Here is a 24,385-nt window from a genome sequence, read left to right on the forward strand (position 1 = left end):
TTCAATCGACGTAAAATGAGTTTGAGCCGTTTGCATGATGATCCCCTTATTTGGATTGGTTAGCACCTCCAGTTTAGGAAATCGTTATGCCGACGGCTCTTTCTTTTACATCATAGGTTCTACGGGGGTGGCGTTACGGGTTTGGCGTCACAGGCCGGACGGATACGTTTCGGGCAATTCATCCCTGTGCCATAGCACCGACTGTTCCAGCGGCTGCACGGCATTGCTGCGGTCGACGTGGATCAGCGCATCGAACTGGCGTGTCACATCCGCGTGGAAATAGTGGCTGAGGCGCTCCGTGTCGGGGCGGTAAATCACGCCGATGGCCCGCTCCAGCTTGTCGCGCGGCATGCGCGCCTGTACCGTGCGGTTGCCCGTGATGGGCAGCAGGAAATCACCGATGCCATGGGCCACCGCGTGCATGACGCGCTCGATGCTGTCGATGCGGGACGGCGCCACGGGTTTCAACTCGGCATCGCCATCCCATTCCCCCGCCGCCGTGACAACACCCGTGTGCGTGGTAAAGCCGATCAGGAACGCTTCGCCGAGCCGGTAATTCTGGCGCACCAGTTGCCCCAGGTTCAATTGGCCGCGTTCGCCCATTTCCGTCGCCCGCGCATCGCCCAGGTGCGAATTGTGCGCCCACACGATAATGCGCGCGGGCTTGCGCCCCGGCCGGCGGTTCAGATGGGCGCGCAGCGCCTGCAGGGTGTCCGCCATGTGCGTATCGCGGATATTCCATGACGCATCGCCGCGCTGGAACATGGCGCGGTAATACGATTCCGCGTTTTTCGCCACCCGCGCATTTTGCTGCGCATAAAACAGTTCATCGGGCACGGCGCCGCCCGGGCTGCCCACGTACACGGCGGCTTCCGCATTCATTTCCCGCAACTGGCGCACCAGTTCATCTTCGCAATCCGCACGCAGCCCGAACGCGGCGGCATAACCGTAATGCTGCGGATCCGGCGACGCGTGTTCCATGCACGCATACCGTTCGCGCGCACGGCGCGCCGCTGCCGGGTCGGATTCGTCGAGATAGTCGATCACGGCTTGCATCGACGCGTGCAGGCTGTACAGGTCCAGCCCGTAAAAACCGATGCGCTGCTCGGGCTGCGGCACGTGGGCATTGTGGGCGCGCATCCATTCCACCAGCGACACGATTTCCGTGTTGCGCCACATCCATTGGGGAAAGCGCTGGAAGCCGGACAGCGCCTGCTCCGGCGACCTGTCCTCGGTGGCGCCATGCTGCACATAGCGGCTCACGCGCAGTGCATCGGGCCAGTCCGCTTCGACCGCGATCGCATCGAACCCCGCCTCGACAATCAGGCGCTTGCTGATCTCCGCCCGCAGCCGGTAAAACTCTTGTGTGCCATGGGTGGCTTCACCCAGCAGCACCAGCGACGCGTCGCCAATGCATTCCAGCACGTGGCTGTAATGTTCATCCAGCGCCAGCGGGATGGCTTCGCGCCGCAGCGCGTCGATGGTGGCGGTATCGGTCATGGCGGCTCCTCCCGCGAATCATGCTACCCGCGCCACGCCCGCCGCGTCGCACGGCTCACGCATGAAACCGTGGCATATGAGACACTAGCGCCCTTGCAAAATGGAAAGCTGAATCATGTGGAATGGCGTGGCGTGCGGGCTGCTGGCGGGGGCGATGTGGGGTATGGTGTTTATCGTGCCGGAACTGCTGTCCGCCTTTACGCCGGTGGAAATGGCCGTGGGCCGCTATACCGCGTATGGCGCCATCGCGCTGGGGCTGATGCTGCCACGCATAAAGAGGCTAATCAGCAGGCTGGACCGCAGCGATTGCCTGGCGCTGGTCCGGCACGCGCTGGCCGGCAACATCGTCTATTACATGCTGCTGGCGCTGGGCGTGCAATTGGCGGGCGTGGCGCCCACGTCGCTGATCATCGGCGTGCTGCCGATTTCCGTCACGCTGATGGGCCGCAAGGACCACGGCGCCGTGCCGCTGCGCCAGCTGGCCATGCCGCTGCTGGTGACGGCCACCGGCATTGCCTGCATCAATATCGATGTGTTTACCCATGCGCAGGCGGCTGGCGGCAGCCTGTGGCACACCACCTTGGGCGTGCTGTGCGCCGCCGGGGCGCTGGCGTGCTGGAGCTGGTACACGCTGGACAATGCGCGCTACCTGAAACAGCACCACCACTTCAGCAGCGCGGAATGGTCGGCGCTGTATGGCTTGTCCAGCGGATTGATTGCACTGGTACTGGGCGGTATCGCCTTCGCCATCTGGCATGCCGACATCACTGGCGCGGCCGGCGCCGCCAGCGGACGGGACTGGACCGCATTCTGGATCACCAATGGCTTGCTGGCGCTGGGCGCGTCCGTGATCGGCAACCATTTTTGGAATATTGCCAGCCGCCGCGTGCCCGTCACGCTGTCCGGGCAACTGATTTTATTCGAGACGCTGTTTGCGCTGTTGTATGGGTTTATCTACAAGCAGCAGTGGCCGCGGTTGCTGGAAGTGGCCGCGATTGTACTGCTGACTTGCGGCGTGCTGTGGTCGGTGCGGGTGCATGCTTTGGAGGAAGAGGTGCACGGGGGCTGATCGCGCTGGCGCTCGCAGCTGTGCGGGCATGTCGGCTTCCGCCTGGGGCGGAAACCGACCTACGGGGTTTATGCCAGGGTTGCCGCGACCAGGGCGGCCATGGCGCTTTCGCCATGCTGTTGCAGGCCGGCGGTGACGCCGGCGCGGTCTGCCGTGCTGCGGTTCTGGCTGGTTTTCCACTTGCCTGCGATCGCGCTAATCGGGATTTCAATGCCGACGATGGCGCGGCAGATGGATTCCAGGAAATCGGCGGGCGCATCGGCGACTTTCCACGGCTGTGGCATGCGCGCCTCGTGCGCGTCCGTCAAATCATCGAGCTGGCGGCGCAGCCACTGGCCGTCATCGACCAGCCGCGCATTGCCGCGCGCCTGCACCATCGTGAAGTTCCACGTCGGCACCACCTTGTGCGTTTCCGCCTTGCTGGCATACCACGACGGACTGACATAAGCATCCGGACCCTGGAACACCACCAGGCATTCCGCCCCCTCCAGCAAGGCGCCGCACACGGGATTGGCGCGCGGTGCATGGGCGCGCAGCACGCCGTATTCGCCTTCATCCGGATACAGGACAAATGGCAGCAAATCCGCCGTGACGCCGGACGGCGACGCGACAACCAGCGTGGCCAGCGGATGGCTGCGGATCAGCGCCTGCAGGATGGCGGGATCGTCTTGCTTGAATTGGGGCTGGCAATACATGGCGGCTCCGTTACTTAAAATTCAAGTATAACGGGCCGGTGGCGCTATCACGAGAGCCACAGCCGGTGGATTTTCTGGAGCCAGGCGGGAATCAGGTCAGCAAGCCGTTTTCGCTTAACACGTCCTGCACCAACTCCAGCCGCAGCACGGGATTCAATTGGGCCATCATGAGCTGCTTATGTTCCAGTCCCAGCCGCAGCAATTCGCACCAGCGGTTGGCGACCCAGCCGCAATCATGGAGTTTATAGGGTGGTCGCAGCGGCATTTGCGACGGCGGCATCTGGCGCTTTTCCAGCGAACGGATAATCGCGGCCAGCGCGTCGGCCACATCCTGCTGTTCTTCCGGCACGGGCAAGTTCATGTCCGGTTCCAGCATTTCCACTTCGCCCATCCACAAGCCATGTTTCAACTGTTCCGCCAATTCAATGCGGAAGCGCTGCGTACCGATGCAGGTAACTTGCAGCAATCCGGTCACGGGCGAACTCCATTGCGTAATGCGCGCCATGGTGCCGACTGCCGCCAGTTCTTCATGCTGTTCCGGGCGCTGCACTTCATCGCCGGCAAACAAGGCCACCACGCCAAATTCGTCACCATTGGCGATGCATTTGCGGATCAAGTCCAGATAGCGCACTTCGAACACCTGCAGCGGCAGGTGACCGTCCGGAAAAAGCACGGTATTGAGCGGGAATAATGGAATCTCGTGCATGTTTCATCTTCGCACGTCTTCGCGGAAATTTGGCTGCCGCGTGATGGAAATTCATGCTTCAGGGCCGGAACTGTCGCCTTTCAGCACGAAAGTCACCTGTTCCAGCCGCACAAAAAAAATCCGGCATAGCCCATCGCGGGGCCATGCCGGATTTCCCTTGCCTGCGCCGGATTGCCGGCGTTGCAAGTGGACGGCTTATTTAATCAGGAAGTCGTCCTTGTTTTTACCTTCGAGCCACTTTGGAGCACGGCCGCGGCCGGTCCAGGTCTGGCCAGTGGCTTCATCGCGGTATTTCATTGGAACCGGTGCGCGCGGTTTCAGGGTTTTAGCAGGTTTACCAACACCAGCCAGATCGGCCAGGCTCAGGCCGTATTCGCGCATAATCGTCGCGATTTGTTCCTTGGCTTTGCTCAGTTCCTCTTTGCGAGCGCTTTCAGCCAGGTTCTGGAGTTCAGCAATCTTTGCCTGATATTCCTGATAAGTAGTCATCTCTGCTTCCTTAATGATTGGTGGGCGAATTTTCCGACTGGCCCACGGTTGCGAGAAAAACCAGTGTGACAATCAGTGAGAATTCAATAACGCAATTTACCATAAGAAGACACACTTATTCTAGTCAATTTTAATATCGTGCGCATATCCGTTGCATGATGCGAAAATCGTACAACGCCGCGAAAGAAAATAAGGGAATTGCGTAGACGAAACTTATGATTCATGCCTTGCGCTTTTTCCTGCGCAGTAACCATGTAGTAATGCCGGTAAAAAAGAACAGCGCGGGCAGCAATCCGGCAAAGGCAATCAGCCATTTCACCACCGGTCCGCCCAGTTGACCTGAATGCAATGGGAATAGCGTGGCAAGGAAGGTATCCGCATATTCACCGGCGCGTGGATTGAATATCTGCAGGACTTTACCGGTCCGCATATCGATAAATAAACGGTAAGTACCGGTACGCTGCCAGTCGTCAGCCCGGCGCAGGCGGGCCTGATATAAACCCCGTTCGGGCTGGCGGGCAATGGCCACTAATTCGACGCCGTTTGTCATATACGGTACGGCGATAGCCTGCACGTCGTTCCACCCTATTGCCGCTTCACCTTTTTCCAGTGCAGGCAGCGCCAGTGCGCGGCGGTCCGTCGCCACCGGCGCCACGTTGGCCGCCAGCGAACGGCCCAGTTCCGGCAAGCCGTTATAAAAGCCCGTCAACGCCAGCACCAATAACAATGGCAGAAACAACAGGCCCGCAGCGCGGTGTAAATCGTAATGGGTGCGATAACGGTGCTGGTTCAGATTAACGTGCAATGCCCGGCGCCATTTCTGTATTCCCTTGCCGGATTTAGGCCATGCCAGTGCCAGGCCCGCGAGCATTAACAGCGCCACCGCCAGGCCGATATAGCCTTGCGCCATGCGGCCTTCTTTTCCCTGGAACATATTCAGGTGCCAGGTCTGCAAGGTGGGCATCAGGTGCAGCGCGTCGAACCGGCCCGCCTGCCGGTTGCGGCTGCCCAGCACGGCGCCACACTGGTCGACCATGGCTTCGTTATCGGTCACGCCCGGCGCCTTGAAGGTGACGCGGTACACGCCGCCGGCGCGCTCCGGCAACGCCACGAAGCCCGGCCTGGCGCCCGGCCAACGCGCCTGCACGGCTGCTGCGGCCAGCGCCGCCTGCGGCGTGCCGGTACAGGCGGCGGCTTCCCGGAACAGGGCCGGATTCAGTGCGGCATCGAGGTCATGCTCGAACACCAGCAAGGTGCCGGACAGTCCCATCAGCACGAACAGCAAGCCCAGCGTCAAGCCGGCCCACCGGTGCAGGGACGTCAGCAGGTGGCGCAGTGCGGGCGGCATGGCCTCAGAACGCGGTGCGCAACGTCACGTAAGCCATGCGCGGCGCGCCCGGCAGGATGCCGAGGTTGGTGTCCGTGGTGCGGGTATACGTTTTCTTGTTGGCCAGGTTGGTCGCGCCGGCCTGGATTTCAACGCGCTGGTCGCCGGGGATCACATAGGTGACGCTGGCATTCCACAAGCGGTAGCCACCGATCAGGCCCAGCGATCCGCTGGCGTTTTCCGCCACGGTATTGGCGTCATCGGCATATTGTTTGGACTGGTGGGTGGAACCGATGTCGGCGACAACGTTGCCGATCTTGTAGCGCGCCCCCACGGTGTCGACGATGCGCGAATAGAACGGCACGTCATTGCCCGCATACTTGCCCTGCCCTTGCGTGGCCTTGGTGTACGCAAACGTGCCATACACGGACAGACCGGCCAGTTTGCCGCCGAAGGCGTTGCCGAAAGCATATTCGGCGCGCGACTCCAGGCCGCGGTGGCGGGTCTTGCCCAGGTTCTGGTAAAACACCGGCGCCGTATTGACGAACACGATCTGGTTCGAGAAGTCCAGGTTGAACAGCGTGGCGTCCAGTTGCCAGCCATTGGCCGCATAGCGCGCGCCCAGTTCAGCCGTCTTCGCGGTTTCCGGCTTCAACGCATCGGCGGAACTTTGCAGGTTCAACTGCAAATGCTGGATGCTGCCAAACGACGTGTTGTAGTTGGCGAATAACGTGGTGGCCTTGTCGAGCAGGTACGCGACGTTCACCGATGGCAGCAACTTGGTGTTGCCAACCGACTGGCTGAATTTCGTCAGCACGTTATAGCGGCCCATGTCGATGTTTTCATAGCGCAGGCCGGGTGTCACGCGCCACTGGCCAAAGGCGATCTGGTCGTCCACATAGACGGCATGGGCGTCGGTGCTGTTTTCCGAATTGCGGGTTTCCGAGCGGACGCTGCCGGCCACGACGAAATTGATGTTCTTTTCATCGGCGCGCTCCTGCAGGTAGCGGTAGCCAGCCGTCACGTCGTGGCGGATGCCGCCCCACGTGAAGCGCTGCGTGTAGCGCGGCTCGATCGCGCCCACGTTGTAATGGCGCGGGCTGCTGGCAAGTTGCGTCAGGCTCGCGTCTTGCGCGTTGGCCAGCAAGCTCTGGCGGAAACTCTGGTTGAAATACGCGCGCACTTCCACTTCGCGGGTATCGGACAGCGTATTGACGTAGCTGACATCCAGGCCCTTGCGGTGCCCCTTCCAGGAGTCGACGCTGCGGAAAGCCCCATGGGGGTCGGCATCGTACTGGGCCCGCGTCAGGCCGCCCGGGGTATCCGAATACGCGTCGAAATACGAAAACTTCGCGTTGACTTCCGACGTGGCGCTCAGCGGATACGAGAACTTCAACGCGAAATCGTTGACCTTGTCGCGGTTGTGGACGCGCGGGCCGTCGCCTTCCAGGCCGGAATACATCATCGCCACGCCCAGGCCGCCATCGATGCGGCCGCCGACGAAGGCGCTGGCCATGGTCGCGCTGTTGCCGCCGTCATACTTGTTGACACGCACCGACGCATCCATGGCGGTGTCGCGCTCGGGAATCGCGCGGGTCTTGAAATTGATGATGCCGCCCACGTTTTGCGGGCCGTAGCGCACCGCGCCGCCGCCCCGCACCACGTCGACGGCGTCGATGTTGGCCAGCGACACCGGCGCAAACGACAGTTGCGGCTGGCCATACGGCGCCACCGACAGCGGCACGCCATCCAGCAGGATGGTGGAACGGGGCGAATAGCGCCCCTCCAGGCCGCGCACGCCGATGTTCAGGGAAATCGCGCTGCCGCCGGACGAGGAATTGTCGGTGACTTGCACGCCCGGCACGGCGCGCAGCACGTCGCTGATGCTGTCCGCGCCCGTCAACTGGAAATCGTCGCGCTTGACCACCGTGCGCGCGCCGCCAAAGTTCTTCACGCTGCGCTGGCCGGAACCCAGCCAGTTGCCCGTCACCTGGACGGTTTCCACCGTCGCCTCCGTGGTGTCGCTCTGCTGCGCGCAGGCGGCGCCGGCAATCAGGGTCAGGCAGGCGGCGGCAATAGCGCTGCGGCGTAAGGCGGGAACGTTGTACATGAGTGGCGAAATTATTTTATAAAGAAACTATTATAGTCATAATGAGAATTGTTCTCAATTACCAGAATGGTAACGATCGTGTAACATCGTGTAACCGCCACTGAATCGGAGCCACTATGAAAACCGTGCAACTGTCATCCGGCCGTACCGTGCCGTCCCTGGGACTGGGGACGTGGAACATGGGTGAGAACGACGCCCACCACCAGCGCGAAGTGCGCGCCCTGCAACTGGGGCTGGACCTGGGCATGAACTTGATCGACACGGCGGAAATGTATGGCGATGGCGGCGCGGAGGAAGTGGTGGGCGACGCCATTGCCGGCCGGCGCGGCAGCGTTTACCTGGTCAGCAAGGTCTATCCGCACAATGCGACATTCAAGGGCGTGCAGGCCGCCTGCGAGCGCAGCCTGAAGCGTTTGAAGACGGATTACCTGGATTGCTACCTGCTGCACTGGCGCGGTTCCGTGCCGCTGGCGGAAACCCTCGATGGTTTTAAGGCGCTGAAACAGGCGGGCAAGATCCGCGATTACGGCGTGTCGAATTTCGACCTGGACGACATGGAAGAAGCGCGTTCGCTCGATGGCGGCGACGGCATCGTCACCAACCAGGTGTTATATAACCTGACGCGGCGCGGCATCGAATGGAATCTGTTGCCGTGGTCGCAGCAGCACAATATTCCCGTGATGGCGTATTCGCCGCTGGAATCGTCGACGCCGGGCGAACAGCGTGTCTTGCTGGGTAACCGCAGCCTGCTCGCGGTGGCGGAACGGCACTCCGCCACCCCGGCGCAAATCGCGCTGGCATGGCTGCTGCGGCAAGACCAGGTGATCGTGATTCCGAAATCGTCCAACCCGGACCATGTGCAATTGAACCGCAAGGCGGCGGACATTATCCTGACGGCGGACGACCTGGCCGAGCTGGATAAAGGTTTTCCCCGACCGCGCAAAGGCACGCCGCTGGATATGAGGTGATTCGGCGCTGATTCGGCGTTGGTTTTATATGGCGGGACAGCCGCCGCCCTTATCCTTGCAATGGCAGGCAATCACGGAGCGGATAATTTGCACCAGCTGGCAGGCTGCAGGTCCCGGGCGCTCCGTATTGGCAATAATCAGCGACAGCGTGAGTTTGCGCTTTTGCCCGGTGCGCAAAGGCAGCGCCTTTAATTCGCCCCGTTCCAGTTCCCCTGCGATCTTGTGCGTGGCCATCCACGCATAACCCAGCCCCGCCTTCACCATTTCACTGCGGGTGGCGGGACTGGTCACGGTCCAGCGCTGCGTGGAATTGAGCCAGCCATAATCGCGGGGATTGAGCACGCCCGCATCGCGCACCACGATATGTAAATGCCGGTTCAAATCGTCTTCATTGAGCGGACGCCCCAATCCGTGTAACGGATGATCAGGATGGGCGACGGCAACGAATTCAATATCGAGCAAAGCGTCGCCTAAAAAACCCGCAGGCACATAATTGGCAATGACGATATCGGCGCGCTTTTCACGCAACACGTCTTCCGATTCCGACAGGATGGTTTCCGCCAGGTTGACCAGGGTATGCCGGGCCAGTGGTTCGAATTCGCGCAGGATACGCACCAGTAATTCGGAAGGAAACAGGCTGTCGACGGCAAAACGCAATTCGGATTCCCAGCCGTCATTCAGGCTGCGGGCAAATTCTTCCAGCTGGAACGCATCGTCCAATAACCTGCGGGCCCGTTGCAGCAGCGCTTCGCCATTTTTCGTCAGCCTGGCGCGGCGGCCATCGATTTCCAGCAATTCCACGCCCAGTTGTTCCTGCAGGCGCGCCACCATGTAACTGACGGACGACTGGCTGCGGTGCAGCGCGTCGGCCGCCTGCGCATAACCGCCGCAATCGACAATGGCTTGCAGCACCTGCCATTGTTCGAGCGTACTGCGGGGGATTTTCATTTACTTTGCATGATATAGACGCCATCCCAGTCTTCCGGCGGCGGATTCGCCTCCAGCCGGTCGCAGCGGTCGATATACATGGACGCCGCTTTATCGTCGGGATTTAACGCCAGCACTTCCTGGAACGACTGGCGCGCCGCCGCCCATTTCTGCTTGCGGTAATTGATGACGCCATTACGGAACAAGCCCATCGCGTCGATCAGGTGCGGATAGGTGTCCTCGGTGTGGAAATCCATCACTTCGTAAATCGACACGGGTTTGGTTTTACCTTGCACCACGACGATATCGAGTTCGCGCACGCGGTACGTGCCGCGCAGCGCGCGGTACGTGAATTCGCTGATCAGGATGTGCGCGCCATATTGCTTGCAGGCCGATTCCAGCCGCGCGGCCAGGTTCACGCCATCGCCAATGATGGTGTAGTCCATGCGCTTCTTGGATCCGATATTGCCCGACACCACGGAATCGGAATTCAAGCCGATACCGATATCGAGCGGCAGCTTGCCGTCGCGGATGCGCGGCAGGTTCCAGGCCCGCAGTTCGCGCATCATGGCAATGGCGGTGCGCACGGCGCGGTCCGGGTCGTCCTCGTGCGGCACCGGAATGCCGAACGCCGCCATGATGGCGTCGCCGATGAATTTGTCCAGCATGCCCTCTTCGCGCTGGATGCAATCGACCATCATCGTGAAGTATTCGTTGAGCAGCGCCACCGTTCCCTGCGCGCCCAGCTGCTCCGTGATGGTGGTGAATTTGCGCACGTCGGAAAACAGCACGGTCGCCGTGACGTTTTTACCGCCCAGCATTTCGGCCCCGTTGGCCACCATCTGGTCCGCGATGTTCGGGTCCATGTAGCGCGACATGGTGGCCTTCAGGCGCTTCTCGCCGGAGATATCGTCCAGCATCAGCATCCAGCCGATGCGCTTCTTTTCCACCGACAGCAGCGGCTGCACGGAAAAGTTCACGGAAATGGTTTCGTCACCCACGATCAGCGGCGCGTCCATCATGTGGCCCGCCGACTGGTTTTCCTCGACTTGCCGCAGTTTATCCACCACCCAGGTATTCGGCCCGGTGAAGAATTCGTTGGCGGAGCGGCCCAGCATGGTGGCGGCGTCGGCGCGCAGGATCGACAGGCCGGCGGCATTGCACGTGACGATTTTTTCCTGGCCGTCCAGCGTGATCACGCCGTTCGACATGGATTCCAGCATCGCCTCGTTGTAATTCTTCATTTGCTGGACGTCGGCAAACAGCTTGGCGTTTTCCAGCGCGATGGAAATCTGCGCCGTGAACGCCCGCAGCCGCGATTCGTCTTCGCTGGTGAACGGGCCGCCCCGCTTGTTCAACACCTGCGTCACGCCAATGGTCTTGCCGTTCTTGTTGACGATGGGGACGCACAGGATCGAACGGGTGAAGTAGCCGGTGCGCTTGTCGAACGCGGGGTTGAAGCGCAAGTCGGCATAAGCGTACGGGATATTGATGGTTTTGCCGGACGTGAAGACGGCGCCCGCGATACCGGCCGAATTCGGCAGCCGGATCTGCATCGATTCCAGCCCCTGCCCAACTTCGGACCACAATTCGTTGGTCTTTTCATCGTTGAGGAACAAGGTCGAACGCTCGGCGTTCAGCAGGCGCGTGGCTTCGCCCATCACGCGCTGCAGCAGCGACCCGAGCTTGATGTCGGCCGTCACTTCCGACACCACGTCGATGAATTCCATTTCCTGGCGCCGCACTTTCTTCATGCTTTCCAGGAAGCGCGCGCTTTGCAGCGCCAGCGTGCCTTGCGTGGTCAGCGCTTCCAGCAATTGCAGGTCGTTGCGCGTGAACTTGCCCTTGCGCTTGTTCAGCGTTTGCGACACGCCGATGATCTCGCCCTTGAAGGTGCGGATCGGCACGCACAGGATGTTGCGGGTCACGAAACCCGTTTGTTCGTCAATCGCGCGGTTGAAGCGGCCGTCGGCGTACGCATCGGCGATCATCAGCGGTTCGCCGGTGGTGAACACGTGGCCGGCAATACCGGACGTGTTCAAAAAGCGGATTTCACGCTGGGTTTCGCCCTGCGCGATGCGCGAAAACAGCTCGCCCGTTTCCGCGTCGTTGAGGAACAGCGTGCCCCGTTCCGCGCCCAGTTCTTCCGTCGTGACTTCCACCAGCGCCGTGAGGATTTCATCGAGCGTATCGAAGGCCGCCATGCGGCGCGATACTTCCAGCAACAGTTCCACCTGGCGCAGGCGGCGCGTTGTCGCGCCGGCCCTGGCGGCGGCGCTGCCCGCACTGGCGGGCGCGCTGTCAGGTTTTTTCATGCGCGGCTCGAGCGCGCTCTTGTCCATAAAGTTCATGCGGTCGACTATGCTTGCCTTGCTTCCAGTACATCGCGCAACGCGCGGATGGTTTCATGCAATTGCAACACTTCGCTGCGGTGGGCCGTGGCCGTTTGCTGCATGGCTTCGCCATGCTCGCGCGTGACCCGCTCCAGTTCCGACCGCAGCACCGCCACTGTCTCGCGCAACTGCGTAATTTCCGCCTGCGCTCCGGCCGTCGCGGACTTCAACGCCGCTTCCCGCTCCGCGCGCGATTGCTCCAGCGCGTCGCGCAAGGTCATCACGGTGGCGCGCACCTGCTGTACTTCATTGTGCGACGTGGCCAGCGCATCCTGCACTTGCCGTGCACGCTCGTGGTGCGCCAACTCCAACTCGGAACGCAATTCCATGATGGTCCGCTGCAACATGCGCACTTCCGACAGCGCCAGGTGCAGCGCATCGGGTTCCTCTGGTGCCGTGAGTAAATTAGCGTTCTTTGTCATGCATCAATCATACCATTCAGGCATGACCGAGTCATGGCCCCGCCCGCTGGCCATTCACGTCCAGCAAAGCAGATGCTTTTGCAATTTTTTTCCACAGACCAAACACGCCGTTATAATGCGTATTCATCTATATTGATAGGTAGCATAACTGTGTCCGACCGCCTTGCTGTATTACCGCAATATCTGCTGCCCAAAGGGGCGCTGACCAACTTTGCCGGCCGCGTTGCCGGTGCCAAAGGCGGCGCCATGACCACGCGCCTGATCCGCTGGTTTGTTGGCAAATATGACGTCAACATGGCCGAGGCGGCCAATCCGGACATCGCGAGTTATCACAGTTTTAATGAATTCTTTACGCGCGCGCTGAAGCCCGGCGCCCGTCCGCTGGCCAAGGCGGACTTCATCTGTCCCGTGGATGGCCGCATCAGCCAGTTCGGCCCCATCGACGACGACCAGATTTTCCAGGCCAAGGGCCACCGTTTTTCCACCACGGCGCTGGTGGGCGGCGATGCCGCGCTGGCCGCGAAATTCCGCCACGGCAGCTTCGCCAACCTGTACCTGAGCCCGCGCGATTACCACCGCATCCACATGCCGTGCGACGGCCGCCTGACGCGCATGATTTATGTGCCCGGCTCGCTGTTCTCCGTGAATCCCACCACGGCGCGCGGCATCCCCGGCCTGTTTGCCCGCAACGAGCGCGTGGTGTGCGTGTTCGACACGGCCAACGGCCCGTTCGTGCTGGTGCTGGTGGGCGCGACCATCGTCGGCAGCATGGCCACCGTGTGGCATGGCGTTGTGAATCCGCCACGCCATGCCGACGTCAAGGAATGGACTTACGACGACCAGCACATCGTGCTGAAAAAAGGCGATGAACTGGGCCGCTTCCTGCTTGGTTCCACCGTCGTCATGCTGTTCCCGAAAGACCAGTTGCACTTCAACGACGCCTGGCAACCCGCCGGCCCGGTGCGGCTGGGCGAGACCATGGCCAACCTTCGCTAATCCGTTCGTCAATCCGTTCGTTAAGGACTTCCTATGCGTATGATCCGTGCCGCCATGATGGCGGCTGCCCTGCTGTCGGCCGGCCTGGCCATGGCATCGCCCACCGCACCGCGCAACGGCGCGGAATACACCACGCTGGCGTCGCCGATGCCGGTGGCGCCGGCCGGCAAGAAAGTCGAAGTCATCGAATTTTTCATGTACCACTGCCCCGCCTGCAATGCGCTGGAACCGGCGCTGGCCGCATGGGTGAAAAAACAGGGCGACGCCATCAACTTCCGCCGCATCCACATGCCGCACATGCAGAATGATCCGGAAGCGCATTTGTTCCTGGCGCTGGAAGCGCTGCAACTGGATGTCGCCATGCACGACAAGGTGCTGCACACGTGGCACGTGGAACACCAGCGCCTGCGCAGCGACGACGACAATATCGCGTGGGCTGTCAAGCAGGGGATCGACAAGCAGAAGTTCCTCGACGCGTACAACTCGTTCGGCGTCCAGACCCGCCTGCGCAATCTCGACAAACTGCTCAGCAGCTACAACGTCGACAGCACGCCGACCCTGGTGGTCAACGGCCGCTACCTGACGTCGCCATCGATGGTGATGGAAAAGAACCCGGACGTGCCGCGCGCATCGCTGGACGCGGCCACGTTCCAGGTGGTCGATGCGCTGGTGCAGAAGGCGCAGCAGGAAATGGCGAAGTAGACTGCCATCGCGGCCAACCACGCCCGGGACTTGCCGCGGCGTCGGCTGCGTTTCCAGCATGCACCCCGGATGCAAAACTCATCCTGGCAACAGACCCGGCAACTCGGATATCGACACCGCGGTGCCGGTGACGACAATCCCGCCAGCAGCGGGAATATCAACCACAATCCGGCTCGGCCGTCCTATCGCTTCGCCCTGGCGTATAAGAATCGTCGCGGGCACGGAAACCAGACCGGCGTCCCGCAGGTATCCGCCAAGTGCGGCCGCCGCAGCGCCGGTAGCGGGGTCTTCGATGACACCTCCGACCGGAAATGGATTTCGTGAATGGAAAACGTCAGGGCGCTCTTGCCACACGAGTTGCAGCGTAGTGATCCCTTCACGAAGCATCACCGCCTTGAGCCGGTCAAAGTCGTATTCCAGCGCGGCCAGCCTCCCCTTGTCGGAAACAGCCAGCACCAGGTGCCAGGCGCCGGCAAAGGCCATGGCGGGCGGGATCGCCCGGTTCAGTTCACTTGATTCCCAGCCCAGCAACGACAACACTTCGCGGACGAGCGCATCGGGCGCGGGCTTATATGCCGGCTTGACCGAGGTCAGCGAGGCTTCACGCAAGCCGTCCCGTGACCGGACGGTCACCGGCACATCGCCAACGGTGGTCTCCAGCGTATAGATTCCATCTCCGGCGGTGTCGCCGAGAGCGACGCCAGTGGCGATAGTGGCATGGCCGCAAAATGGCACTTCCCTCTCGGGACTGAAGTACCGGATGGTGCGCGTCGTGCCCCGGCATGGCGCCACGAACGCGGTTTCCGAATAACCGACTTCCGCCGCGATTCGCTGCATGACATCGCTGGCTGGCAGCGTTTCCCCGATCCAAACGCCGGCAGGGTTGCCGCCGTCAGGCGTTTTGGAGAATGCCGACAACCGGTAAAGTGTTCCATTGTTCATGTGTGGTCCTGGATGAGTTTATTTTCAGCCGCCCCGCCTCAGGGAAGCTGCGTGACGGAATGGTTGCGCGGCGTGGCGTGTTCATGAAACAGGTCGGCCAGGTATTCCAGCAAATCGGCTTCCGCGATATCGCCCGGGACAATGAAATCCGCAGGCCGCCGCTTGCCGTCCGGCCCCGGATAAAACGCTTCCCATGCGCCGGCGCTGCCACGGATCAGCACCAGTTTGCCAAATACATTAAATCGGTATTCCGCCATCGGCGCCTCTCTTGCATAACTCCATCAAAACATCGCCGCCGTCGGTGCCAGTCATGCCCGGGATATCGCTGACCAATGCCTGCCGGATCACCTCACTCGCCAATTTTTTCTCCACTTTCATTCATCGATTCCAGCATATCCAGAAATGCCCGCGTCTTGGCCGGCATCAGCCGGCGCCCCGGGAACACGGCCCATCCCGTGACGGCCGGTATGCACCATTCCGGCAGGATGCGCACCAGCTCACCGCTTTGCAGGAATTTGCGGGCAAACAATTCCGTGCCCAGCGCAATGCCGGCGCCGGCGCACGCCATCCGCACCAGCAATTCCGGCGAATTCGCCATCATACGCACCGGCAGTTCGCGTTGCCATTCAGTCTTCCCCCGGTGCAGCGTCCAGCGCGTCATGCCGTTGTGCGCCTTCGGCAAGCTCAGCAAATCATGTTTGAATAAATCGTCCGGATGTTCCGGCAAGCCATGCACTGCCGTGTATGACGGCGCCGCATACAAGCCGATACGGCTGATGGCGACGGGCCGCGCGGCCAGGGTCGAATCGTCCGGCAAGGCGCCCATGCGGATCGCCAGATCGAAATTTTCCGCCACCAGGTCGACACGCCGGGGTGACAAGTCCAGTTCCAGTGAAATCGCCGGATATTGCTGCAGGAAGCGCGCCAGCACCCGGTCCATCGCGTAATTGGCGAAGTCGCCCGGCATCGACACGCGCAGCAAGCCGCTGGGCGCCTGTTGCCGGTGCTGTGCCAGCGCGCCGGCCGCTTCGGTTTCTTCGGCCACCTTGCGCGCATGATCCAGCAGGCTGGCGCCGAATTCCGTCAGCACCAGCTTGCGCGTCGTGCGCTGCAACAGCCGCTCGCCCAGCACGCCTTCCAGCAGCGACAGGCGGCGCGAGACGGTGGATTTCGGCAATTGCAGCCGGTCGGCCGCCAGGCTGATGCTGCCGCATTCGACGATGCGGGCAAACAGCAGTAAATCGTTGGGATCGATCGCCATCGCTCAATTGTTCCATTTATGGACGAATGTTATCCATTTTACCGTCTTTTTCTTCATTTTTGGAATTGGTAAAGTACACCCATCGCAGCAATCAATCGAACAATCACGAACCAACACCAAGGAGATCCACATGAACATCCTGCAAATCAACTCCAGCGCCCGCAGCACCGGTTCCGAATCGACCCGCATTGCCGACGCCATCGTCGCCAAACTGACCGCCACCAATGCCGGCGCCACCGTGACGCGCCGCGACCTGGCCACCGATCCGCACCCGGTACTGGATGAAGCGACGTTGCAGGCCCTGTTCACGCCGGCCGACCAGCGCACCGCAGCCCAGGCCTCCCGTGTGGCGCTGGACGATGCGCTGATCGCCCAGGTACAGGCGGCGGACGTGATCGTGATTGGCGCGCCGATGTACAACTTCGGCATCACCGTGCAGCTGAAAGCGTGGTTCGACGCGATTGCCCGCGCCGGCGTGACCTTCAAATACACGGCGACCGGCCCGGTCGGCCTGCTGGAAAACAAGAAAGTGTACGTGGCGCTGGCGCGCGGCGGCATGCACCGTAACGGTCCGACCGATACGCAGGAACCGCACCTGAAAGTGTTCCTGAAATTCCTGGGCCTGACCGACGTGCAGTTCGTCTACGCGGAAGGCATGGGCCTGGGCCCGGACGCCGTCGCCAAGGCGCAGGCCGACGCGGACGAGCAAATCAACGCCATCCTGGTTTAATTGAGTACAAGGGCGCCACCGGCGCCCCGGCTGTCCAACACAAGGAGCAAGACCATGAGTACCGTAAGCACAGAAACTGTCCGCCACCCGCGCGCCATCGAGCGCATCATCCAGGGGCAGTCCGTGATGGACGGCGCCGGCGTCAAAATCAACCGGGTGCTGACCAACACGCTGCAGCGCCGCCTCGATCCGTTCCTGATGCTGGACAACTTCGGCAGCGACACTGCCAACGATTACATTGCCGGCTTCCCCGACCACCCGCACCGCGGCTTTGAAACCGTGACCTACATGCTGGAAGGCCGCAAGCGCCACCGCGACAGCGCCGGCAATGAGGGGCTGCTGGCCAACGGCGGCGTGCAATGGATGACGGCCGGGCGCGGCGTGATCCACTCGGAAATGCCGGAACAGGAACAAGGCCGCATGGAAGGTTTTCAGTTGTGGCTGAACCTGCCCGCGAAAGACAAGCTGTGCAAGCCGTGGTACCGCGACTTCACGGCGGAACAGGTGCCGTCATTCACGACGGACGCCGGCGCCAGCGTGCGCGTGATTGCCGGCGGCAGTCACGGCGTGCAAGGCGCGGTGCAGCGCGCCGTGACGGAACCGGTCTATGTCGACGTGACCTTGCCGCAAGGCGCGGCGTTCAGCCAGCACATTCCGGCCGGGCATAACGCGTTCATCTTCGTCTACCGGGGCGCCGTGCAAATCGACGGCAAGCCGGTCGCCAGCGGCCGCATGGCCATCTTCGAGAATGCGGCCGACAGCGACGGCGTGCAGGTACAGGCTTCCGAAGACGCCCGCTTCATCCTGCTGGCGGGGCGGCCGCTGAACGAACCGATTGCCCAATACGGCCCGTTCGTCATGAATACACAGGCGGAACTGATGCAGGCGGTGGAGGATTTCCGCGCCGGCATCCTGGGTGAGGAAGCCCATACCGCGTAACAAACACACCACGATCACCATCGGCCTCTGGGGACGGCAACGCCCCAGGGCCGCTCTTTTTTGTGCGCATCCATTACAATGCCGGCATGAATGCACTGATGGATTGGCTCAAGCACCTGAGCCGGATTTGCGGCTTCGAGACAGCCGATTCGTTCCCGCCCGGGCACGCGTATGCGCGCACGCGCTGGGTTGCCGCGTATTTCGACATTGCGTCGGATGTGAAGCCCGAGGAAATGGAGCGCCGCATCTGCGACGCGATCGCCAACACCCCGCTGGTGTTTGCCCACATCACGAACCCGACCCCGCGCATGCAGCGCGCGCTGTTGGGCGTGATCGAAGCGCGCGTGCGCCACAACCGCCGCAACGATGCCGCGCCCTTGGCCGCCCTGCTGATCAAGGCATTCCACAGCCCCCATACGCAGGAATGCATGCCGGGCCTGCGCCACGCCATCGACAGTACGCGCGGTGAGGAAGCGCCGTACCGCGTCAATGCCCTGCTGGCGTTCCTGGCGGACGATACGCAGGCGCCGTTCGACGTGATCGAAATGCGGCCGTAACAAGCGCACGCCGCGTATTGGCCGGGAACCACCGGTCGCGCAGCTTCATGAACGGCGTCTCCACCACCGCGTACAACAGCCATCCGGCGGCGATGCTGGCCGCCGCCATCACGGCGGTCGACGCCGACGTATCCGGCGCCAAGCCCAGCTCCTGCAATTCCGGCTTCAGCAAGATGCACAACTGCTTGTGCAGCAAATAAATCGCATACGACCACAGCGCCAGCGACTGCGCGCCCGGAATACGGGTGCGCGCCAGCAGCCCGCCAGGGCTGAGCGCCGCCACCAGCAAAACAAACACCGCCAGCGCCAGCAGCGGGTAGCCGAAGACCGTCACGCCATGGCCGTAATGGTCGTCGTAAAACACGCGGCAGGCCAGGCCGAACAGCAGCGCGCCCACACCGAAGGCCGCGTTACCGTGCGATGTCAGGCGCGTCCATGCGGCGCCATGGTAATTCTTCAGCAGCGCCAGCGCCACGCCCGCCACCAGTTCGTCGAAGCGGCACCACGACGCGTAGTAAATCAGGTTATAAAAATGAAAACCGCCCTGCTGCGCCATGCCATCGTCCCACAGCGATGCGCGGATCGCCGCGCCGCCAGCCAGCGCGCCGATGATCGCGAGCCAGCCCACCAGCAGCGGTCGCCGCACCATCCCGATCAGCAGCGCCGCCGCCGGCAACAGCACATAGAACTGTTCTTCCACGCACAGCGACCACGCATGGGAAAACGCCGTGCCCGGCGTCAGGTTGATGTTTTGCGTGAAGGTCAGGAATTCCCACAGCGGCGGCATCGGGGCGCCATGGCGGAACCATGGCCAGCACGCATACAGCGCCAGCACCACGTAAAAATTCGGCAGCGTGCGTAAAAAGCGGCGCGCATAAAACACGGGCAGCGACAGCCCTTCCTGCGTGCGCATGGCGGCGAATATCTGGTTGCCGATCAGGTAGCCTGACAAGCCGAAAAACAGGTCGACGCCGATCCAGCCGATCTCGCCCAGCCAGCCAAACGGCGATGCCTTGCTGACGAACAGCAGGTGGTGGTTGGCAAACACCAGGACGATCGCCAGCGCGCGCAGCGTGTCGAGTCCGTGAATGCGATGCAGTGGAGTTATGGCTTTCATATGGTGGGTTAGAATAGCGCCCATTCTTTGGAGAACTACATGACTGCCGCCAGCGAACTGCAATTCAAATCCGTCAATTATACCGGCCAGGGTAACGGCCCGAAACTCATCGTCCTCGGCGCCGTGCACGGCAACGAGACTTGCGGCACCAAGGGCATCCTCAAGGTAATGGAACAGCTGGACAGCGGCGCGCTGCGTATCGCGGCCGGCAGCGTCACCTTCGTGCCGGTCACCAACCCGCTGGCTTACCTGAAAAACCAGCGCTCGGGCGACCGCAACCTGAACCGCAACCTGTTCCCGAACGAAAACCCGCAGGATTTCGAAGACCGCATCGCCAACTGGCTGTGCCCGCTGCTGGCGCAACACGATGTGCTGCTGGACTTGCACTCGTTTAATGCACAAAGCCAGCCTTTCGTCATGGTCGGCCCGCGCAACAACGACGGCGCGCTGCAACCGTTCCAGCACGAGGAAAAAGAACGCGCCATGGCCCGTATCCTGGGCGTGCACCGCTTCGTCGACGGCTGGATGGCGACCTATGGCGCCGGCGTGCAGCGCCGCCTGCGCGACGATTCGCAGGTGGAAACCGTGCTGCGCTACGGCGTCGGCACCACGGAATTCATGCGCTCCACGGGCGGCTATGCACTGACCCTGGAATGCGGCCAGCACGCCGACCCGCAAGCGCCGGACGTGGCGTACCGCGCCATCATGAACACGCTGGCGCACCTGGGCCTGATCGAGGCGCCCGCGCCACAGCCGGTCACCGGGACGGAATACCTGTCGATGGTGGAAGTGCACGACCGCCTGCACCCGGACGACGCGTTCGTCAAAGTGTGGTCCAGCTTCGACAAGGTCGCCAAGGGCGATGAAATCGGCCGCCGTGCCGATGGCACGCCGGTCACGGCAGGCTTTGACGGCTTTGTGCTGTTCCCGGACGTGAACGCCAAGCCCAACGCGGAGTGGTTCTACCTGGCGAAGCCGAACGGCGCCTTCTAAATCGCTGGCGGCGGCCTTCCTGCAACGCTACAATCGCTTGCAGGAGAACAACATGCCAATGCCTCACCCGCTGCCGCCGCTTGCAGGTGCTGTACTGTTCAGCCTGGCCATGAATAGCCAGGCGCACACGATTGCCGTCCGTATCCTGGGCCAGGAAAGTATTCCGCCCAAGTGGGTCGCCAAAGACAGCGGCGGCCTGGAAGGCATCTGCCCCGATATCCTGTCCGCCATGGAAAAGGCGGAGCCCCGCCTGAAATTCACTGGCCATGACGAATTCCGCTCCGTTCCCGTGATCGAACAGGGATTGGAAACGGGCGCCGTGCATGCCGCCTGCGCCCTGCTCGATTCCGACAAGCGGCGCAAGATCGCCTACCAGTCCGTGCGCCTGTATACCGTCAAGCACCGGCTGGCGGCCACCGCCACGGACAAGGCCGTGGTCGAGTCCATCGACGATCTCGTCAAGCTGAAACCCCTGATCACCACGTCGCGCGGCGCCGCGTATTCCGAGCAGTTGCGGCAACTGGGCCTGGAAGTGGACGACAGCACGGGCGACAACGTGACGAATTTACGCAAGATCCTCGGCGGCCACGGCCGCTTCGTCTATATGAACGAGATGACCCTGGTCTGGCTGATCCGCGAGCAGCGCCTGCAGGAGAAGGTGCGGATCTTGCCGGCCATACTGAAAGAAGAACCGATTTATTTCTGGATCAGTAAAAAGACCGATGCGCAGGCCGCGCAACTGATGCAGCAGGCGCTGCAAAAATTGCAAAGAAATGGCGAATTGAACCGCATCTATGAGCGCTGGACCTCGGTGACGAACCCGCCCTGACGTGTCAATGCGCCAGCTTCAGCCCCAGGATGCCGCACGTGATCAGCGCAATACAGACCAGGCGCAGCGTGCCGGACGGTTCACCCAGCACGACAATGCCGAACAGCGCCGTCCCGATGGTGCCGATCCCCGTCCACACGGCATACGCCGTGCCCAGCGGCAAATCCTTCAGCGCCACGCCCAGCAAGCCGACGCTGCCCGCCATCGACGCCAGGGTCAACGCGGACGGCACCAGCCTGGTGAATCCTTCCGTGTACTTCAAGCCGACAGCCCAGCCGATTTCCAGCAACCCTGCAATGAAAAGCCATACCCATGCCATGCCATTCTCCAGGCAAGGCCGTCCCCGCCAATCAGTTACCCGTGTAAACCCTCTAATGATGCGGGGCCGTCCCCGCAGGCAATGGGGAAAAGTATATCATTTGTTGATTATTCACATATAAAGGAAGACCGCCATGCCGTTCGCCGCAAAGCTCGTCACCATTGTTGTGCTGCTGATCCACGTGTATATCGTGCTGCTGGAAACCGTGCTGTTCCGCACGCGGGGACGGCGCGTGTTCGGCCTGACTGCGGAAAAGGCTGAGATCGTGCAACCGGCCATGTCGAACCAGGGTTGCTATAACGGCTTCCTGGTGGCGGCGCTGGCGCTGGGCTTGCTGTATCCGGATGCGGCGGTGGCGCGGGCGTTCAATTTGTTCGGGCTGGCGTGCGTGGCCGTGGCCGGGATTTGGGGTGCAGCCACAGTATCGACCCGTATCCTGTTCGTGCAGACCGTGCCTGCCGTCGTGGGGCTGGCTTTACTGTTGGCTTGAAATCCGTAGGGCGGGTTTTACAAACCCGCCGTGCGTGCGCCGCGTTGACGCCGGCAGGGTTGGCGATACGGGTTGAGTCGTGTCCAGCGGCCTGTCAGCCGTATGGGATGTACGAATAGCCATTGCCGATCACCGTGGCGACCGCCGCCACGTTTTCCGGGCCGTCGGCAAAATACGCCAGCACTTCGGCAGTCGTCGCTTCCTTGTTGTTGAGGACGTTGAGCCAGTACTGGTAGCCTCCCGGCTCCGGCGCCCGGTGCAGCACGTTTTCATAGAAGCGCGTAACGATCTCGTCATTGGTGGGATTGGCGCCATAGCGCGCCAGGAATTCTTCCGACCGCACAAAGGCGGCGGCCACCTCGCGCAGGCTGGCGCCCTGGTCCATCACACTGATCCAATACCCTACGCCGGCCGCATCCGGCGTGCGGTTGAATGCCGCCTGGTAGATGCGGTAGGCCTGCCCCGCCACGGCGGCCCCGGTATCCAGCGCCACGTTCCCGTCCGCGAAATGCAGCCGCTCGATCCCGGTCAACTGGTCGACGCCCAGCCCGTCCGTGACATTGATACCCCCGGCCGACACCGCCACCGTGTAGGCGCCGCGGACGCCGCTGTATTCCACGGTATCGACGCCGGCGCCGCCATCGATGCGCACCGTGCGCTCGCCTGGCGTGAACACATCCTTGCCGGCGCCGCCCAGCAAATTCAGGTACACATCCGATGCATACAGGTGCAGGTTGCCGCTGCCACGCCCCAGCGCCAGCAAGGCGGAATCGATGGCGTGGCTGCCGTCGCGCGCCACCAGGCTGCTTGCCGCCAGCGCGGGATCGGCCACCACGTCCAGCGACCAGTGCCCGTCCACCCCGGCGGTCGTGGTGCCCAGCAATTTGCCATGTTCCAGCACGCTGGTCGACGCCCCCGGCGCCGACGTGCCGGACACTTTCACCAGGTTGCTGGCCAGGCTGACGGAGCCTTGCGCCACGATGGTGGGCGTCACCTGGCCTTTGCCGGTCAGCGCGGAATACGACAGCGGCAGGGTTTCCGGTATCGTCACATTGAAGCCCAGGTCGCGCAGCACCATCAGGTCGAGCTGGCTCATGTAGTAGCGGTTGCCCAGGTAAAAGTACAAGCCATTCATCAAATCGTCGACATAGCCATTGGTGACGTTGTTGAGGTTGGCAAGGTGGGCATAGTTTTGCGATACGGACGTGCTGGTGATTTCCACTGGCTTCACGCCATACAGCGCAAAGGTCGGGCTGGCCAGCAGGTAGCTGGCGCCCGACTGCACCGTGTACTTGTCCAGCAAGGTGCGCGTGCTGCCGCCATAAGCGCCGGTGGAAAAATTGCGGTAGGAACCGAAACCCAGCCCGTGCATGATTTCATGCAGCAACACCGTCTGCCCGTCCGTCATGTTGGAGGGCACGTTGCGGCTAGCCAGGTAGGGGTTGGTGTCGAATGACAGCGACTGGAAATAGGTGCTGGTGGGGTCGACATAAATCGTGAGATCGGCCGACCCCGCGTTCTGGTTGGCCCCGCCCCCCAGTTCGCGCGCGGCGCTGGCCAACACATAGGTCAGCCCGCCTGCGGACGATTCGGTATACACTGCACCGCCGCCGGCAAAGCGCCCGGTCGATGTTTGCGATACCTGCACGGTCAGGTCCAGGGTTGCACTGCCCTGGATGAACGTGTTCAGGTAATTGACCACCGACTGCAGCGCACCACTGAACAAGGTCTTGTCGGCGAGGAAATTTTGAGGATCGTCATATTTGATGGCGACATTCCACATGATCACCTCTTATTTTTATTTATTGCCAACAAGTATGCACCTTTTGAACAGGTCCCTGCACGTTTTTCCAATATATCGTAGTATGTCGATGTTGGTATCGGACTTTAACGATATTGACATC

General features: G+C 61.8%; 26 protein-coding genes. 10 read left to right on the forward strand and 16 right to left on the reverse strand.

Annotation, left to right across the window (positions count from 1 at the left end; all coding sequences use genetic code 11):
- Window positions 1–147 precede the first annotated feature (147 nt).
- Window positions 148–1,500: an erythromycin esterase family protein gene (locus tag GJ700_RS00005; protein WP_154370612.1), complete on the reverse strand. Its 1,353-nt coding sequence runs from the start codon at window positions 1,498–1,500 to the stop codon at window positions 148–150.
- A gap of 115 nt (window positions 1,501–1,615) precedes the next feature.
- Here GJ700_RS00005 and GJ700_RS00010 point away from each other — a divergent pair, with 115 nt between their 5' ends.
- The gene (locus tag GJ700_RS00010) at window positions 1,616–2,569 is read left to right on the forward strand and encodes a DMT family transporter (RefSeq protein WP_154370613.1); all 954 of its coding nucleotides are present in this window, start codon (window positions 1,616–1,618) and stop codon (window positions 2,567–2,569) included.
- Window positions 2,570–2,637: 68 nt separating this feature from the next.
- Here GJ700_RS00010 and GJ700_RS00015 read toward each other — a convergent pair whose 3' ends face one another.
- The 5 genes from GJ700_RS00015 to GJ700_RS00035 all read right to left on the reverse strand — a co-directional run bounded on the left by GJ700_RS00015 (window position 2,638) and on the right by GJ700_RS00035 (window position 7,896).
- Complete coding sequence (locus GJ700_RS00015) at window positions 2,638–3,264, reverse strand: FMN-binding negative transcriptional regulator (RefSeq protein WP_154370614.1); 627 nt, start codon at window positions 3,262–3,264, stop codon at window positions 2,638–2,640.
- Between the two features lie 91 nt (window positions 3,265–3,355).
- Window positions 3,356–3,970: an LON peptidase substrate-binding domain-containing protein gene (locus GJ700_RS00020; protein WP_154370615.1), complete on the reverse strand. Its 615-nt coding sequence runs from the start codon at window positions 3,968–3,970 to the stop codon at window positions 3,356–3,358.
- Window positions 3,971–4,165: 195 nt separating this feature from the next.
- A complete protein-coding gene (locus tag GJ700_RS00025) occupies window positions 4,166–4,459 on the reverse strand; it encodes an H-NS histone family protein (protein WP_154370616.1) in 294 nt (97 codons plus the stop codon).
- Window positions 4,460–4,679: 220 nt separating this feature from the next.
- A complete protein-coding gene (locus GJ700_RS00030; protein ID WP_154370617.1) occupies window positions 4,680–5,807 on the reverse strand; it encodes a PepSY-associated TM helix domain-containing protein in 1,128 nt (375 codons plus the stop codon).
- Between the two features lie 4 nt (window positions 5,808–5,811).
- Entirely contained in the window at window positions 5,812–7,896 is a 2,085-nt protein-coding gene (locus tag GJ700_RS00035) for a TonB-dependent receptor family protein (RefSeq protein WP_154370618.1), read from the reverse strand.
- Between the two features lie 116 nt (window positions 7,897–8,012).
- On the opposite strand from GJ700_RS00035, the gene GJ700_RS00040 reads away from it, so the two are divergent.
- The gene (locus GJ700_RS00040; protein WP_154370619.1) at window positions 8,013–8,864 is read left to right on the forward strand and encodes an aldo/keto reductase; all 852 of its coding nucleotides are present in this window, start codon (window positions 8,013–8,015) and stop codon (window positions 8,862–8,864) included.
- A 24-nt stretch (window positions 8,865–8,888) separates the two neighbouring features.
- On the opposite strand, the gene GJ700_RS00045 is transcribed toward GJ700_RS00040, so the two are convergent.
- The 3 genes from GJ700_RS00045 to GJ700_RS00055 are packed head-to-tail and all read right to left on the reverse strand — an operon-like array spanning window position 8,889 to window position 12,606.
- Window positions 8,889–9,812 carry a LysR family transcriptional regulator gene (locus GJ700_RS00045; protein WP_154370620.1) on the reverse strand — a complete coding sequence of 308 codons (924 nt, stop codon included), beginning with the start codon at window positions 9,810–9,812 and terminating at the stop codon, window positions 8,889–8,891.
- Window positions 9,809–12,106, reverse strand: a complete 2,298-nt coding sequence (locus GJ700_RS00050; RefSeq protein WP_154370621.1) for a GAF domain-containing protein — start codon at window positions 12,104–12,106, stop codon at window positions 9,809–9,811. Before GJ700_RS00050 ends, GJ700_RS00045 begins: the two co-directional genes overlap by 4 nt.
- A gap of 44 nt (window positions 12,107–12,150) precedes the next feature.
- A complete protein-coding gene (locus GJ700_RS00055) occupies window positions 12,151–12,606 on the reverse strand; it encodes a hypothetical protein (RefSeq protein WP_154370622.1) in 456 nt (151 codons plus the stop codon).
- A 150-nt stretch (window positions 12,607–12,756) separates the two neighbouring features.
- Here GJ700_RS00055 and asd point away from each other — a divergent pair, with 150 nt between their 5' ends.
- Together asd and GJ700_RS00065 are read left to right on the forward strand one after the other, a co-directional pair.
- Window positions 12,757–13,602 (forward strand): archaetidylserine decarboxylase, encoded by an 846-nt coding sequence (asd, locus tag GJ700_RS00060; protein ID WP_371867761.1) that lies wholly within the window; start codon window positions 12,757–12,759, stop codon window positions 13,600–13,602.
- Between the two features lie 33 nt (window positions 13,603–13,635).
- The gene (locus tag GJ700_RS00065) at window positions 13,636–14,304 is read left to right on the forward strand and encodes a thiol:disulfide interchange protein DsbA/DsbL (RefSeq protein WP_154370624.1); all 669 of its coding nucleotides are present in this window, start codon (window positions 13,636–13,638) and stop codon (window positions 14,302–14,304) included.
- A 78-nt stretch (window positions 14,305–14,382) separates the two neighbouring features.
- On the opposite strand, the gene GJ700_RS00070 is transcribed toward GJ700_RS00065, so the two are convergent.
- Genes GJ700_RS00070 through GJ700_RS00085 form a run of 4 tightly spaced genes read right to left on the reverse strand, consistent with a single transcriptional unit; the run spans window position 14,383 to window position 16,507 of the window.
- Window positions 14,383–15,246, reverse strand: coding sequence for a PhzF family phenazine biosynthesis protein (locus GJ700_RS00070; protein WP_154370625.1), 864 nt, complete (start codon window positions 15,244–15,246; stop codon window positions 14,383–14,385).
- Between the two features lie 38 nt (window positions 15,247–15,284).
- Entirely contained in the window at window positions 15,285–15,503 is a 219-nt protein-coding gene (locus tag GJ700_RS00075; protein ID WP_154370626.1) for a DUF7661 family protein, read from the reverse strand.
- A complete protein-coding gene (locus GJ700_RS00080) occupies window positions 15,484–15,624 on the reverse strand; it encodes a hypothetical protein (protein WP_154370627.1) in 141 nt (46 codons plus the stop codon). The genes GJ700_RS00075 and GJ700_RS00080 overlap by 20 nt, the downstream gene beginning before the upstream one ends.
- On the reverse strand, window positions 15,596–16,507 hold the full coding sequence (locus GJ700_RS00085) for a LysR family transcriptional regulator (protein WP_154370628.1): 912 nt from the start codon (window positions 16,505–16,507) through the stop codon (window positions 15,596–15,598). Before GJ700_RS00085 ends, GJ700_RS00080 begins: the two co-directional genes overlap by 29 nt.
- A gap of 130 nt (window positions 16,508–16,637) precedes the next feature.
- Between GJ700_RS00085 and GJ700_RS00090 the strand changes: the two genes are divergently transcribed.
- From GJ700_RS00090 to GJ700_RS00100, 3 genes are all read left to right on the forward strand, one after another.
- Window positions 16,638–17,237 carry an FMN-dependent NADH-azoreductase gene (locus GJ700_RS00090; RefSeq protein ID WP_154370629.1) on the forward strand — a complete coding sequence of 200 codons (600 nt, stop codon included), beginning with the start codon at window positions 16,638–16,640 and terminating at the stop codon, window positions 17,235–17,237.
- Between the two features lie 54 nt (window positions 17,238–17,291).
- Entirely contained in the window at window positions 17,292–18,176 is an 885-nt protein-coding gene (locus GJ700_RS00095; RefSeq protein WP_154370630.1) for a pirin family protein, read from the forward strand.
- A 98-nt stretch (window positions 18,177–18,274) separates the two neighbouring features.
- Window positions 18,275–18,733: a hypothetical protein gene (locus tag GJ700_RS00100; RefSeq protein ID WP_229506702.1), complete on the forward strand. Its 459-nt coding sequence runs from the start codon at window positions 18,275–18,277 to the stop codon at window positions 18,731–18,733.
- Here the strand turns inward: GJ700_RS00100 and GJ700_RS00105 are convergent.
- Window positions 18,663–19,850: an acyltransferase family protein gene (locus GJ700_RS00105; protein ID WP_154370632.1), complete on the reverse strand. Its 1,188-nt coding sequence runs from the start codon at window positions 19,848–19,850 to the stop codon at window positions 18,663–18,665. The two genes, GJ700_RS00100 and GJ700_RS00105, sit on opposite strands and share 71 nt — an antisense overlap.
- 39 nt (window positions 19,851–19,889) lie before the next feature.
- On the opposite strand from GJ700_RS00105, the gene GJ700_RS00110 reads away from it, so the two are divergent.
- Together GJ700_RS00110 and GJ700_RS00115 are read left to right on the forward strand one after the other, a co-directional pair.
- Window positions 19,890–20,843 (forward strand): M14 family metallopeptidase, encoded by a 954-nt coding sequence (locus GJ700_RS00110; RefSeq protein WP_154370633.1) that lies wholly within the window; start codon window positions 19,890–19,892, stop codon window positions 20,841–20,843.
- A gap of 52 nt (window positions 20,844–20,895) precedes the next feature.
- Entirely contained in the window at window positions 20,896–21,672 is a 777-nt protein-coding gene (locus GJ700_RS00115; RefSeq protein ID WP_154370634.1) for a substrate-binding periplasmic protein, read from the forward strand.
- Between the two features lie 4 nt (window positions 21,673–21,676).
- On the opposite strand, the gene sugE is transcribed toward GJ700_RS00115, so the two are convergent.
- Entirely contained in the window at window positions 21,677–21,991 is a 315-nt protein-coding gene (gene sugE, locus GJ700_RS00120; RefSeq protein ID WP_154370635.1) for a quaternary ammonium compound efflux SMR transporter SugE, read from the reverse strand.
- A 133-nt stretch (window positions 21,992–22,124) separates the two neighbouring features.
- Here sugE and GJ700_RS00125 point away from each other — a divergent pair, with 133 nt between their 5' ends.
- Window positions 22,125–22,481 (forward strand): DUF1304 domain-containing protein, encoded by a 357-nt coding sequence (locus GJ700_RS00125; RefSeq protein WP_154370636.1) that lies wholly within the window; start codon window positions 22,125–22,127, stop codon window positions 22,479–22,481.
- A gap of 94 nt (window positions 22,482–22,575) precedes the next feature.
- On the opposite strand, the gene GJ700_RS00130 is transcribed toward GJ700_RS00125, so the two are convergent.
- Entirely contained in the window at window positions 22,576–24,264 is a 1,689-nt protein-coding gene (locus GJ700_RS00130) for a DUF4214 domain-containing protein (protein WP_154370637.1), read from the reverse strand.
- Window positions 24,265–24,385 lie beyond the last annotated feature (121 nt).

Source organism: Pseudoduganella rivuli, assembly GCF_009674485.1.
In the GTDB taxonomy this organism is placed as follows: Bacteria; Pseudomonadota; Gammaproteobacteria; order Burkholderiales; family Burkholderiaceae_D; genus Rugamonas; species Rugamonas rivuli_B.

Excerpts from the sequence above, each read along its gene's own strand:
- GJ700_RS00005 (WP_154370612.1), bottom strand. The coding sequence starts at position 1,500 with ATGACCGATACCGCCACCATCGACGCGCTGCGGCGCGAAGCCATCCCG.
- GJ700_RS00010 (WP_154370613.1), top strand. The coding sequence starts at position 1,616 with ATGTGGAATGGCGTGGCGTGCGGGCTGCTGGCGGGGGCGATGTGGGGT.
- GJ700_RS00015 (WP_154370614.1), bottom strand. The coding sequence starts at position 3,264 with ATGTATTGCCAGCCCCAATTCAAGCAAGACGATCCCGCCATCCTGCAG.
- GJ700_RS00020 (WP_154370615.1), bottom strand. The coding sequence starts at position 3,970 with ATGCACGAGATTCCATTATTCCCGCTCAATACCGTGCTTTTTCCGGAC.
- GJ700_RS00025 (WP_154370616.1), bottom strand. The coding sequence starts at position 4,459 with ATGACTACTTATCAGGAATATCAGGCAAAGATTGCTGAACTCCAGAAC.
- GJ700_RS00030 (WP_154370617.1), bottom strand. The coding sequence starts at position 5,807 with ATGCCGCCCGCACTGCGCCACCTGCTGACGTCCCTGCACCGGTGGGCC.
- GJ700_RS00035 (WP_154370618.1), bottom strand. The coding sequence starts at position 7,896 with ATGTACAACGTTCCCGCCTTACGCCGCAGCGCTATTGCCGCCGCCTGC.
- GJ700_RS00040 (WP_154370619.1), top strand. The coding sequence starts at position 8,013 with ATGAAAACCGTGCAACTGTCATCCGGCCGTACCGTGCCGTCCCTGGGA.
- GJ700_RS00045 (WP_154370620.1), bottom strand. The coding sequence starts at position 9,812 with ATGAAAATCCCCCGCAGTACGCTCGAACAATGGCAGGTGCTGCAAGCC.
- GJ700_RS00050 (WP_154370621.1), bottom strand. The coding sequence starts at position 12,106 with ATGAAAAAACCTGACAGCGCGCCCGCCAGTGCGGGCAGCGCCGCCGCC.
- GJ700_RS00055 (WP_154370622.1), bottom strand. The coding sequence starts at position 12,606 with ATGACAAAGAACGCTAATTTACTCACGGCACCAGAGGAACCCGATGCG.
- GJ700_RS00065 (WP_154370624.1), top strand. The coding sequence starts at position 13,636 with ATGCGTATGATCCGTGCCGCCATGATGGCGGCTGCCCTGCTGTCGGCC.
- GJ700_RS00070 (WP_154370625.1), bottom strand. The coding sequence starts at position 15,246 with ATGAACAATGGAACACTTTACCGGTTGTCGGCATTCTCCAAAACGCCT.
- GJ700_RS00075 (WP_154370626.1), bottom strand. The coding sequence starts at position 15,503 with ATGGCGGAATACCGATTTAATGTATTTGGCAAACTGGTGCTGATCCGT.
- GJ700_RS00080 (WP_154370627.1), bottom strand. The coding sequence starts at position 15,624 with ATGAAAGTGGAGAAAAAATTGGCGAGTGAGGTGATCCGGCAGGCATTG.
- GJ700_RS00085 (WP_154370628.1), bottom strand. The coding sequence starts at position 16,507 with ATGGCGATCGATCCCAACGATTTACTGCTGTTTGCCCGCATCGTCGAA.
- GJ700_RS00090 (WP_154370629.1), top strand. The coding sequence starts at position 16,638 with ATGAACATCCTGCAAATCAACTCCAGCGCCCGCAGCACCGGTTCCGAA.
- GJ700_RS00095 (WP_154370630.1), top strand. The coding sequence starts at position 17,292 with ATGAGTACCGTAAGCACAGAAACTGTCCGCCACCCGCGCGCCATCGAG.
- GJ700_RS00100 (WP_229506702.1), top strand. The coding sequence starts at position 18,275 with ATGGATTGGCTCAAGCACCTGAGCCGGATTTGCGGCTTCGAGACAGCC.
- GJ700_RS00105 (WP_154370632.1), bottom strand. The coding sequence starts at position 19,850 with ATGAAAGCCATAACTCCACTGCATCGCATTCACGGACTCGACACGCTG.
- GJ700_RS00110 (WP_154370633.1), top strand. The coding sequence starts at position 19,890 with ATGACTGCCGCCAGCGAACTGCAATTCAAATCCGTCAATTATACCGGC.
- GJ700_RS00115 (WP_154370634.1), top strand. The coding sequence starts at position 20,896 with ATGCCAATGCCTCACCCGCTGCCGCCGCTTGCAGGTGCTGTACTGTTC.
- sugE (WP_154370635.1), bottom strand. The coding sequence starts at position 21,991 with ATGGCATGGGTATGGCTTTTCATTGCAGGGTTGCTGGAAATCGGCTGG.
- GJ700_RS00125 (WP_154370636.1), top strand. The coding sequence starts at position 22,125 with ATGCCGTTCGCCGCAAAGCTCGTCACCATTGTTGTGCTGCTGATCCAC.
- GJ700_RS00130 (WP_154370637.1), bottom strand. The coding sequence starts at position 24,264 with ATGTGGAATGTCGCCATCAAATATGACGATCCTCAAAATTTCCTCGCC.